The sequence below is a fragment of the Marvinbryantia formatexigens DSM 14469 genome, assembly GCF_025148285.1.
Lineage (GTDB): Bacteria > Bacillota > Clostridia > Lachnospirales > Lachnospiraceae > Marvinbryantia > Marvinbryantia formatexigens.
Window position 1 is genome coordinate 2,538,974 of sequence record NZ_CP102268.1, and the last position, 11,812, is coordinate 2,550,785.

At 51.9% G+C, this 11,812-nt stretch carries 11 protein-coding genes; 9 read left to right on the forward strand and 2 right to left on the reverse strand.

Annotated features, from left to right (window positions below; translation table 11 throughout):
* Window positions 1–34 precede the first annotated feature (34 nt).
* On the forward strand, window positions 35–913 hold the full coding sequence (locus NQ534_RS11980; RefSeq protein WP_006859987.1) for a methylenetetrahydrofolate reductase: 879 nt from the start codon (window positions 35–37) through the stop codon (window positions 911–913).
* A 209-nt stretch (window positions 914–1,122) separates the two neighbouring features.
* Here NQ534_RS11980 and NQ534_RS11985 read toward each other — a convergent pair whose 3' ends face one another.
* Complete coding sequence (locus NQ534_RS11985; protein ID WP_006859989.1) at window positions 1,123–2,238, reverse strand: phosphotransferase enzyme family protein; 1,116 nt, start codon at window positions 2,236–2,238, stop codon at window positions 1,123–1,125.
* Window positions 2,239–2,553: 315 nt separating this feature from the next.
* On the opposite strand from NQ534_RS11985, the gene NQ534_RS11990 reads away from it, so the two are divergent.
* The 3 genes from NQ534_RS11990 (at window position 2,554) to NQ534_RS12000 (ending at window position 5,618) form a co-directional block, all read left to right on the forward strand.
* Window positions 2,554–3,774 carry an ABC transporter substrate-binding protein gene (locus NQ534_RS11990; protein WP_006859991.1) on the forward strand — a complete coding sequence of 407 codons (1,221 nt, stop codon included), beginning with the start codon at window positions 2,554–2,556 and terminating at the stop codon, window positions 3,772–3,774.
* Between the two features lie 94 nt (window positions 3,775–3,868).
* A complete protein-coding gene (locus NQ534_RS11995; RefSeq protein WP_006859992.1) occupies window positions 3,869–4,759 on the forward strand; it encodes a carbohydrate ABC transporter permease in 891 nt (296 codons plus the stop codon).
* A complete protein-coding gene (locus NQ534_RS12000) occupies window positions 4,752–5,618 on the forward strand; it encodes a carbohydrate ABC transporter permease (protein WP_006859993.1) in 867 nt (288 codons plus the stop codon). Before NQ534_RS11995 ends, NQ534_RS12000 begins: the two co-directional genes overlap by 8 nt.
* Window positions 5,619–5,717: 99 nt before the next feature.
* Here NQ534_RS12000 and NQ534_RS12005 read toward each other — a convergent pair whose 3' ends face one another.
* On the reverse strand, window positions 5,718–6,575 hold the full coding sequence (locus tag NQ534_RS12005) for a MurR/RpiR family transcriptional regulator (protein ID WP_040781284.1): 858 nt from the start codon (window positions 6,573–6,575) through the stop codon (window positions 5,718–5,720).
* Window positions 6,576–6,881: 306 nt separating this feature from the next.
* Here NQ534_RS12005 and NQ534_RS12010 point away from each other — a divergent pair, with 306 nt between their 5' ends.
* The 5 genes from NQ534_RS12010 to NQ534_RS12030 all read left to right on the forward strand — a co-directional run bounded on the left by NQ534_RS12010 (window position 6,882) and on the right by NQ534_RS12030 (window position 11,615).
* The gene (locus NQ534_RS12010; RefSeq protein WP_006859995.1) at window positions 6,882–7,799 is read left to right on the forward strand and encodes a dihydrodipicolinate synthase family protein; all 918 of its coding nucleotides are present in this window, start codon (window positions 6,882–6,884) and stop codon (window positions 7,797–7,799) included.
* Between the two features lie 83 nt (window positions 7,800–7,882).
* The gene (locus NQ534_RS12015) at window positions 7,883–8,767 is read left to right on the forward strand and encodes an ROK family protein (protein ID WP_006859996.1); all 885 of its coding nucleotides are present in this window, start codon (window positions 7,883–7,885) and stop codon (window positions 8,765–8,767) included.
* 100 nt (window positions 8,768–8,867) lie between these two features.
* Entirely contained in the window at window positions 8,868–9,566 is a 699-nt protein-coding gene (locus tag NQ534_RS12020; RefSeq protein ID WP_006859997.1) for an N-acetylmannosamine-6-phosphate 2-epimerase, read from the forward strand.
* A 1-nt stretch (window position 9,567) separates the two neighbouring features.
* Window positions 9,568–10,209 (forward strand): SGNH/GDSL hydrolase family protein, encoded by a 642-nt coding sequence (locus tag NQ534_RS12025; protein ID WP_006859998.1) that lies wholly within the window; start codon window positions 9,568–9,570, stop codon window positions 10,207–10,209.
* Between the two features lie 149 nt (window positions 10,210–10,358).
* A complete protein-coding gene (locus tag NQ534_RS12030) occupies window positions 10,359–11,615 on the forward strand; it encodes an ABC transporter substrate-binding protein (protein ID WP_006859999.1) in 1,257 nt (418 codons plus the stop codon).
* Window positions 11,616–11,812 lie beyond the last annotated feature (197 nt).

The window sequence follows — 11,812 nt, forward strand, 5'->3', positions numbered from 1 at the left end:
AACGAAATTTTTTAATGAGTAGGAGTAATGTACAATGAAAATTACGGAATTATTTGAACGTGGTGAATTTGTAGTTTCTGCGGAAGTAGGACCGCCAAAAGGATTTCATATTGAAAATATTCTGGAAGAGGCGAAGACATATCTGAGCGGCATTACGGCTGTCAATGTGACGGATAACCAGTCCTCCGTTATGCGTCTTGGTTCCCTGGCGGTATGTAAGGCGCTGAAGGATGAGGGGCTGAATCCGATCTTCCAGCTCACCTGCCGTGACAGAAACCGTATTGCACTGCAGTCTGACCTTCTCAGCGCAGCGATGTTCGGCATTGATAATGTGCTCTGTCTGACCGGCGACCATACAAAGATGGGCGACCATCCGCAGGCAAAACCGGTATTTGACCTGGATTCTGTCTCCCTTCTTCATACTGTGACGAAGCTGGAATCCGGCGAGGACCTTGGCGGAAATCCGCTGATTGGCGAGCCGCCGAAGTTTGCAAAGGGCGCAGTTGTTTCTCCGTGCAGCGATTCTGTGGACGCACAGCTTGCAAAGATGGAGCGCAAGGTGGCAGCAGGCGCAGACTACTTCCAGACACAGGCAGTATTCGAGCCGGAGAAGTTCATCAAATTCATGGAGAAGGCAAAACAGTTCGGCAAACCGGTGCAGGTGGGTATCATTATCCCGAAATCCGCCGGAATGGCGAAGTTCATGAACAACAATGTTGCCGGTGTCCATGTTCCGGATGAGATGATTGAGGAGCTGAAGGCGGACAAGGAAAAGACAAAGGCGGGCATCACCGGTGTGGAGATTGCCGCACGCATTATCAAAGAATGTAAGCCGTACTGCCAGGGCGTACATATCATGGCGCTTGGCTGGGAGTCCAAGGTACCGGCGCTTCTTGAGCAGGCAGGACTTTAAGCGGACGGCAGTGCCTGACGGTTAATTTGTGAAATAATACAGGGGACGAAAGGTTATCTTACGATCTTTCGTCCCCTTATTTATGCGTCATGCTGTGCCAGGCACGGGCATTCGCAGTCGCCGTGTATGCCGGTGGCAGGTCCTGTAGGTAATAATCTGGCTATATGGCTCTGTTACCTGAAAAATCCATTCAGAATCGCTTCGCTGTATCAGCACAGTTCTGCGGCAAGCTTTTTTACAATCGCTTCCATATCGCTTCGCTTCGCTTCCATATCGCTTACCAGCTTAAACTGCGTGCGCGCGCGGTCCAGATTGTGATTTTCCCGGTGGATTTTGAAGTAATGGTCGCCCTCCAGATGGTCTGTGAGGAAGCGGATACCGCATTCGAGCGTCATCATGATGGCGCCGTCAATCAGACTGTCCAGCTCGGCGGGCGTGAGCGCGCCGCCGCAGCCTTCAAGGAAGCCCTTTGTGTACGCTTCAAAAAGCTCCAGACTGCAGGATACCTTTGTGAGGTCCGGCTCATCCTCGGCGCCCGTGCTGGCGCCGAAGCGGATGGAATCCCCGAAATCATTGACAGAAAGTCCCGGCATTACGGTATCCAGGTCGATAACGCAGATACCCTTTCCGGTTTCATTATCAATTAAGATATTATTCAGTTTGGTGTCGTTGTGCGTAACGCGAAGAGGCAGTATGCCGGATGCCTGCTTATCCACCAGGGTGTGGACATATTCTCTGCGCGCTGTCACAAAGGCGATTTCCTCCCGGACGCTGTCTGCCCGTCCGGCACTGTCCGCCGCGACAGCCTTCTCAAAGGTGGCGAACCGCACCGGCGTATCGTGAAAATGCGGAATCGTTTCGTGGAGCGTATGGGCGGGATAATCTGCCAGCAGGCGCTGGAAATGTCCGAAGGAGAGCGCGCTCTGGTAGAAATCCTCCGCCGATTCAGACTGGCTGAAGCAGGAGGTATTTTCTATAAAATCGTATACGCGCCAGTAACCGCCGGAAGCGTCCTTAAAAATCGGCTTTCCGTCTGCGGTAAGACGCAGATTCAGAGTCTCCCGCGCCGGGTCGCCGCCCTCCTCTGTAATTTTTTTACGCAACCAGCCGGTGACGCCCTGGATGTTCTCCATCAGCTCTTCGGGATGCTGGAAAATCTCGCTGTTTATGCGCTGCAGGATGAATTTGCCGCTCCCGGAGGAGCCGGAAGCTTCTACAAGAAAAGTATCGTTAATGTGCCCGTCTCCATAGGAACGGACATCTGCCAGACTGGTGCCGGGAAAAAAGGTATTCAGCACTTCCTGCGGTACGGTTTTCTGATTCATGATGTTTCCTCCTGATAAATCAAATTGTGTTTCGTTACAGTCCGGTGAACAGCCTGCCTGAGCAGGCGATCTGCGGCCTGCATGGCATCGGAAAGTAATGCTCTGTCAGCTATTATAACGTATAAGACAAAGAAATTCAAATAAATAATCGGAATAAGTATACAAATTTTTTAGAGCTTTTAAAAAATAATTTATCAAATTTAATAAAAAGATTGATTTTTTCTGGATGATATTATATAATTTGACTACAAGATGTGTGTCGCAGCAGCGTGAGCTTTGGACACCTAATTTCACATCAAAAGGAGGATATTACCTATGAACAAAAAATTTTTGGCAATGGCGGCAGTTGCATCCGTAGTGGCGGCTGTTCCGGCGGTCTGCTCGGCAGAGGACGTGGAAATCAGTGTGATAGCGGCAGAGTACGGTCAGAACACAGCAGAGTGGTGGGCGAACTTTGTAGAAGAATTTAACAATGACAACGCGGGCATCAAGCTTACCGTGGAAGTGGTTTCCTGGAACGATATTTATACCGTGGTAAATACCCGCATCCAGGGCAATAATGCACCGGATATTCTGAACATCGACGTATTTGCGGATTACCAGGCGGACGGTCTGCTTCTTCCGGCGCAGGATTATGTATCTGAAGAGACGTATGCAAAGATGTATCCGTCCTTCCTTGAGCAGTCGGTAGTGGACGATGTGGTGTGGGCAATCCCTGACCTCGCTTCTGCGCGTGCAATGTATTACAATGCAGATATTCTGGAAGCGGCGGGCGTAGAGGTTCCGACCACCTGGGATGAGCTGACGAAAGCCTGCGAGGCAATCAAGGCATACGACGACAGCATTTATCCGTGGGGCATTGATATGACAACGGACGAAGGACAGGCGGCATTTGCATATTACACCTGGAACAATGGCGGCGGCTTCGTTGACGAGAACGGCGACTGGGCGCTGAACAGCGATGCGAACGTAGAGGCGATTGAATATGCAATCGGTCTTGTGAACGCAGGCTACACCAATACAGACCCGGCGAACAATACCCGTTATGATCTGCAGGATATGTTCGGAGCAGGTCAGATTGCAATGGTTATCGCACCGAACAGCCTTCCGACCTACATCGCAGACGGCGGACATGAAGTAAACTATGGCGTTGCTTCTATCCCGACCAACACCGGTGAATCCGTATCCGCAGGCGTTATGGACCGCTTTATGTGCTTCGACAACGGATATTCCGAGGAAGAGCTTGCAGCAATCACCACATTCTTCGATTATTTCTATGATGATGACCGTTATTCAGACTGGGTTCTGATGGAAGGCTTCCTTCCGGCAACGATTGCAGGCGGCGAGGCAGTTGCAGCTGCTGACGAGAGCATGGCGGCATGGGTTGATATCGTAGGTTCCAGCAAATTCTATCCGACAGCAAAGACGGAATGGGCGGATGTGAAACAGGGCGTTATCGATGTTGAGCAGAGAGCGCTCCTTGGCGAGGATGTAAGAACGCTGCTTGATGAACTGCAGGCAGATATTGCAGGTTAAGTCAGAAAATCACAAAGGAACTGCGCAAACCGGGAGCCGGGCTGTATAAAGGCCCGGCTCTTTGCACAGATATGCTTTGAATTGGTGGTGAAACATGAAAAAAAGAAAGATATTAAAAACGGCGGGACCGTATCTCTGGCTCCTTCCCAGTATTTTGTTAATGACAGTTTTTATTCTGTTCCCGATTTTTGAGGTATTCCGCACATCCTTGAGTGAAGTGAGCAAAGCCGGTATCATCAAGGGCTTTGCAGGACTTGACAACTTTAAAAAAGTGGTCACAGGTTCTACCTTCGGGCTGGTGCTGAAGAACACATTAATCTGGACAGTCGTGGTGGTAGGGCTGTCTACGGTCATTGGTTTTGCGCTGGCGCTGGTGTTGAACAATGAATTCCACGGCAGAAAGATTGCCCGCGCGATTGTGGTTTTTCCGTGGGCGACATCGCTGATTATCCAGGCGGGCGTCTGGAAATTTATTATCAACGGGGATTATGGTACTTTAAATACCCTGTTTATGAAGCTGGGGCTTATCAGCAGCAATGTAAACTGGACGCCGACGCCGGGCGCGTATTTCGCCTGGGAGTGCTGGGTTGGCATTTTCGTAACGGTACCGTTTGTTACCTTCTGTGTGCTTTCGGGTCTGCAGAGCATCGACGCGTCCTATTATGAATCGGCAACGGTGGACGGCGCCGGCTTCTGGCAGAAGCTTTTCGGCATCACGCTTCCGCTGGTGCAGTCCTCCCTCACAGTCAGCACGGTGCTGAATATTATTTACGTGTTTAATTCCTTCCCGATTATCTGGACGATTACCAAGGGAGACCCGGCGAACCGTACCGACACCCTTGTTACCTATTTGTATAAACAGGCGTTTTATAAAGGAAGAACCGGCGAAGCAGCGGCTATTTCTGTAATCGGATTTCTGATTCTCTGCGTCTGCGCTTCCGTTTACATGATTCTGTCTCTGAGAAAGGAGGAGCAGGATGCGTAAAGAAAAAATGTACATAAAAAAAGCGAAAACTCCAAAAGACAGGGTGCTGCGCATACTGCTTTACCTTTCCGTAATCGTTCTGGTACTGGTGGTACTGTATCCATATTTTGTGATGTTTACCACGGCGCTGAAATCCCGTGCGGAAATTTATTCCATGCAGGGCACGCTGCTTCCGATTGAGTGGCAGTGGGAGAATTTTGTGGAAATCTGGAGCATTGCTCCGCTGGCTCGCTACTTTGTAAACTCCATTGTGATATCTGCAGGAGCGACGGCGATTGCGATTATCTGTGGGATTCCGGCAGCGTATGCGCTTTCGCGCATGAAGTTTAAAGGAAAGAAATTTTTCCTCGGACTGGTAATCGTTTCCCAGATGTTTGCACCGGTCGTGCTGCTGGTTGGTATTTATAAGGTCATGAGCGTGCTTCATATGACGGACAGTCTGCTGGGGCTGATTTTTATCAACGCCGCGTTTAACCAGGCGTTTGCCATCTGGCTTCTGCGGGGCACCTTCATGTCTATTTCCGCGGAAATGGAGCAGGCGGCGACGATTGACGGCTGCAACCAGGTGCAGGCGATGACGCGCGTGCTGCTTCCGGTAGCGGCTCCCGGCATCGTGACGGCTCTTATTTTTGTATTTATCAATGCATGGAATGAGTACACGGTTGCGCTGACGCTGATTTCCAGCGACCTCTTAAAGCCGCTGACGGTCGGCATTACCGTATTTAACGGCTATAATATGATTGAGTGGCAGTATCTGTTTGCGTCGTCTCTCTTTGCCACCATACCGGTTGTCATTCTCTTTATCTGTATTGAGAAGCATCTGGTAGGCGGTCTCACAAGCGGCGGTGTGAAAGGATAGAGGTCAGAAAACAGTTTGTGATTATAAAACAGGGTACGCCGTCATCTGGCAGGGCTTCCGTGGTATGCGGGAAGCCGGGGCAGATGGCGGCGTACCGTTTTAAAGAAGTTTTTTTGCAATCGCTTCCGCGGCGGTTGCCTTTGCGGCGGCGTAATAGCCGGGGCTTTTCAGACAGAAGCCGTGGAAAAGGCAGTCGATAATGAGCATCTGCCCCATTCTTGCGGCAATGGAGCCGGATTGCAGGGGGCTTTCGTTGTAGCCGCACAGAAGGGTTACATCCGCAAAGGCGGCCGCCTGCGATTTTGGAAAATGCGTGACAAGAATCACGGGGATTTTCCGCTTGTGTGCGATGTTCATAATGTCCTCCATGTCGCGGGTGGCGCCGGAGTAGGAGAAAAACAGGATAACATCCTGCGGAGTGGCGAGTGCGATGGACAGCATCTGCATATGGGAATCTGCAATGTGGATAAAGCGTGTGGAAGCAGTGCTGAACCGCGCCCACGCCTCCATCGCCATCACAGAGCTGCTTCCGTTGCCGAGGCAGTAAACGTGATGCGCGCCGTAGAGCAGATCGACTGCGCGGGAAATTTCTTTCTCGTCCAGCAAATCAAAGGTTTCCGTGAGAGACAGAATATTTGCGGACAGCAGCTTCTGGAAAATATCCGGCAGACTGTCCTGGGAGGTGATGGTGGAGGGCGAACCGGACGGTTCCCCCATATCTGTCACATGGTCAGATTTTGCAATGGCAAGTTTGAAATCGTTGTAGCCGGACAGACCGAGCTTGCGGCAGAAGCGCGTGATGGTGGCTTCAGAAACGCCGCTGTTCTCTGCAAGGGCAGAAATCGAAAGATACTGTGTTTCCGTTGTGTTGGCAAAAATGTAATCGGCAAGCTTTTTGCCGGAACGGGTAAGGGTGGGGTACTGCTCGGTAATCAGATCCAGTATATTAGCAGACATGGCAAGCCTCCTCTTATTGTATTTTGTGCCCGTTTGACCCTGGCGTTGGCAGGTCCAAAGGTCCGGCAGCTGTTTATGGGCAGGCTCTTGTGGGTCCGGACCCCTGTCCCATGATTTATATATTATTATATTGTAAATTTTTTTTGTCCGCAAGAGAGGATACCGGGATTTTTTGGATATTTTTTACAACGGATGGATGATGAAATGAAATTTCAAAGACAATTTTATTGAAAATAATTTTCTTTTGGGGTATAATACGGGTAACAGGAACAATTTGTTCACAAAAAAAGGAGAGGAAGGGATAATATGAGTAATGTGGAGAAGTACCAGGGCATCATTCCGGCATTTTATGCGTGCTATGATGAGAACGGGGAGGTAGACGGAGCACGGGTGGAAGCGCTGACACGTCACCTGGTGAAAAAAGGTGTGAAGGGCGTTTATGTGGGCGGCTCTTCGGGCGAATGTATTTACCAGACGGTTGCGGACAGAAAGCTGACGCTGGAGCATGTAATGAAAGCGGCGGAGGGAAAGCTGACCGTTATAGCGCATGTTGCCTGCAATAATACTGCTGAGAGCCAGGAGCTGGCGCGTCACGCGCAGAGCCTCGGAGTGGATGCGATCGCGGCGATTCCGCCGATTTATTTCCATCTGCCGGAGCACGCCATCGCGCAGTACTGGAATGATATTTCCGCAGCGGCACCGGATACAGATTTCGTGATTTACAATATCCCGCAGCTTGCGGGCGTTGCGCTGACGATGCCTCTTTTCCGGGAAATGAGAAAAAATCCGCGGGTGGTTGCCGTAAAGAACAGTTCCATGCCGACGCAGGATATCCAGATGTTTAAGATGGAAGGCGGCGAGGGCTTTGTTGTATTTAACGGTCCAGACGAACAGCTTGTTTCCGGTCTTGCCATCGGGGCGGACGGCGGAATCGGCGGTACCTACGCGGTGATGCCGGAGCTGTATCTGAAGATTAAAGAGCTTGTGGATGCCGGAAACATCAAAGAAGCGCAGAACGTACAGAATGCGGCGGATGCGATTATTTATGAGATGTGCGCATGCCACGGTAATCTGTACGCTGTGATGAAGCAGATTATGAAAATACGCGAGGGGTTGGACCTTGGCGGCGTGAGAAAGCCGCTTCCGTCCCTGATTGCGGAGGATATGCCGCGCGTAGAGAAATGCGCAAAAATGATTGACGAGGCAATCGGCAGATTTTGCTGATGCCGGATGATACATAGCGGGGGCGGAGGGGCTGCCGCCTCCCGGACTGCAGGCCGCGCCATACGCGGTATGGGAGAGAAAATATGAAAATCTGTGTACTGGACATTGGCGGAACGGCAATCAAAGCCGGCATCTGCGAGAATGGAGCTTTAAGTGATCTCCGGGAATTTGCCACAGAGGCAAAGCTTGGAGGAATGCACGTTGCAGAGCGCGCACAGGAAATTATTGAAAGCTACCGGCGGGAGCACGAGTTTTCCAGAATCGGCATCAGCACGGCGGGACAGGTGGACCCGGTGCAGGGAAGCATTATCTGGGCGAACGAAAATATTCCCGGCTACACCGGAATGCGTCTGAAGGACAGGATGGAGGAAGCGTTTGGGATACCGGTCGACGTGGAGAATGATGTAAACGCGGCGGCACTCGGAGAGGCGGTGTTCGGCGCAGGAAAAGGGCTGCGGGACTTTGTCTGCCTCACCTACGGGACGGGCGTCGGCGGCGCGCTGTTTCTTGACGGAAAGCTCTACGGCGGCAGCAGTTATTCCGCGGGCGAATTCGGGGCGGTGGTCACACACCCGGAAAAGCGCGACCTCAGACAGGGCTTTTTCAGCGGCTGCTATGAGAAATACGCTTCCGCGACGGCGCTCGTAGAGCGCGCAGGGGCGCTGGATGCTTCCCTTACGGACGGGCGCGCCATCTTTGCCAGAAAAGAGGAGCCGGCGGTGGCGGAGGTGATTGACGCGTGGATAGAAGAAATCGTGTACGGTCTGATTACCATCATCCATATGCTGAATCCCGCCGGGGTGATTCTGGGCGGCGGCGTGATGGAGCAGCCCTGTGTTCCGGAAAAAATCAGGGAAAGGCTGTACGAAAATATCATGCCAAGCTTTCGCGGCGTGCAGATAAAAAAAGCGGAGCTGGGAAACCGCGCGGGGCTGCTTGGCGCATCGGTGCTGCATGAGAAGAGATAGGCGGGCCGTAACAGCCCGGACGGACCGGACTGCTGCAGCCGCGTAAAAAGGGCGGCTGTGCAGGCACGCTGTATAAAAAGATAGTAGGGAGGAATATCACGTGAAAAAAGAAGAACTTTTTGAAAGAATAAAAGGGAAGGTTATCGTATCCTGCCAGGCGGTGCCGGGCGAGCCGCTGTACGTGGAGGAGAAATCCATCATGTATCTGATGGCAAGAGCGGCAAAGCAGGCGGGCACGCCGGCGATCCGCACCAGCAGTATCCGCGATGTGGTTGCGATTAAGGAGGAGACCGGACTGCCGGTGATCGGACTGGTCAAGATAAAATACGACGGCTTTGAGAGCTACATCACGCCGACCATGAAGGAAGTGGACGACCTGGTGGCAGCGGGCTCCGACGTTATTGCGCTGGACTGCACCGACCAGAAGCGCGGGGACGGAAAGTCCATCAGCGAGTTTATCACAGAGGTGCGCACGAAATATCCGGAAGCGGTTCTGATGGCGGATATTTCTACATATGAAGAAGGAATCCGCGCGTGGAAGCTGGGGATGGACATTGTCGGCACTACCATGAGCGGCTACACCAGCTATTCCCCGAAGCTTGACGGTCCGGATTTTGAGCTGGTGAAAAAGCTTTCGTCAGAGCTGGATATCCCGGTTATCGGCGAGGGCAGAGTGCATTCGCCGGAGCAGGCGGTGCAGATGCTGGATGCCGGAGCGTTCGCTGTGGTGGTCGGCGGAGCGATTACCAGACCGCTTGAGATCGCGCAGCGTTTTATCAAAGCGGTGGAGGCAAGATAGTATGAAACATATTGTTTGCTTTGGTGATTCCAATACGCATGGCTATCGTGCGGAGGATAACGGCAGATTTGACGAAACACAGAGGTGGACGCAGCTTCTGCAGAAAAAGCTGGGCGGGGATTACCTCGTGATCGAGGAGGGCCTAAGCGGCCGCACGACCTGCTTTTCGGACCCCATCCATGAGGGACTGAATGGGCTGGATTATATCTATCCCTGTCTGATGAGCCATGAGCCGGTGGATCTGCTAATTATCATGCTGGGAACGAATGACACCAAGGAGCGCTTCGGTTCCTCGGCGGCATGTATCGCGCTCGGACTGAAGCGCCTGATCGCGAAAGCGATCGCCACGACGGACTGCTGGCGCGGCGGAAAGCCGGAAATCCTGGTGGTGACGCCGCAGAATATCGGCAGGGAATACGCGGATACAGAGGTGGCGCTGACGATGGGCAGAGGCTGCGCGGAAAAATCAGAGGGGCTCGCCGCGCAGTATCAGCAGATCGCAGAGCTGATGGGCTGTCATTATCTGGATGCAAACCAGGTGATTTCCGTGGGACCGAACCAGATAGATTATATGCATCTGACGGAAGAGGGACACAGACAGCTTGCACAGGCGCTGGCGGAGAAAATCTCCACGATTTTGTAAAATATTTTCAGAAAATGAAAAAATGAAAATATTTTGAAAAAATATGTTGACAAATTGCCCAAAGAAATGTAGAATATAGGTACAACATTTATAAAGAATGAACAGGCACACACCTGTTCATTCTAATAATTAAAGGGAGGGCGGTTAATATGAAATTCCGTAGAATCTTAGCACTTGCACTTGTTGGAACGATGGCATTATCTGCAACTGCATTTGCTGAAGGAGAAACAACAGAGATTACAATGTGGACTTATCCGGTTGGAGACTGGGGCAATGCGGAAGTTATGGATGGTCTGATTGCACAGTTCAATGAGGCACACCCGGAAATCAGCGTGAAGGTAGAATATCTGGACTACACGAACGGTGATGACCAGGTAAATACCGCAATCGAAGGCGGACAGGCGCCGGATATCGTTTTTGAGGGACCGGAGCGTCTGGTAGCAAACTGGGGCGCAAAGGGGCTGATGGTAGACCTTGCGGATCTCTGGACGGACGAAGCAAAAGAAGCGATCTACGATTCCGTAGAGGCGGCATGCCAGAGCAACGACGGCGTATTCTATGAGTACCCGCTCTGCATGACAGCACATACAATGGCGATTAACAGAGACGTTTTTGAGGCGGCGGATGCTCTTCAGTATCTGGATGAAGAGACACGCACCTGGACGACAGAAGGCTTTATCAATGCGGTAAAAGCGGTTTATGAGAGCGGACAGGACCCGGTTGGCGCAGTATACTGCAGCGGACAGGGCGGAGACCAGGGTACACGTGCACTGGTAAACAACCTGTACGGCGGCACCTTCACAAATGAAGACCACACCGCTTACACACTCGACAGCGAAGAGAATATCAAAGCGCTCCAGCTTCTGGTAGATACAGACGGCATCAACTTCGACGCATCCATCGCAGGCGGCGACGAAATCCAGCTTTTCTGCAACGGCACGCTGGCAATGGCATTCTGCTGGAACGTTGCACAGGAAAAGAACAACGCGGAAATCATTGATTTCGACGTACTGCCGATGGCATTCCCGTCTGAGAGCGGCGAACCGCAGCTTTGCGGCGGTATCTGGGGCTTCGGTATCTTCGACAACGGCGACGAGGCGAAGATTGCAGCGGCTAAGACCTTCATCGACTTCATGGCAAACGACGAATCCATCGCGGCAGACAGCGTAAAGGCTTCCACATACTGGCCGGTTAAGGATCTTGGAAACATTTACGAAGGCGATGAGCTGATGACAGAATATGCAACCTTTATCCCGTACATGGGCGACTACTACCAGGTAGTTGGCGGATGGGCAGAGGCCCGCACCGCATGGTGGAACATGCTGCAGCAGATCGGTACCGGCGCAGACGTTGCTACCGCAGTTGCAGACTTCCAGACAACAGCAAACGCAGCGGCGGGACAGTAAACCTCCCGGAGGCTGCAGAGGATTGATTATCTGCATGATAGCTGAATAATATTTAGGACTCGTGCACCCTTCCTGCTTTGCGCGCGGGAAGGGTGTTTTTTATTATGAAAGCCCGGACGGCAGCCGTGAATGAGCCATGCCTGCGTCAGCGGGTTTACGGATATCGGACTTTCATATGTGGTGATGAACGAACGTTC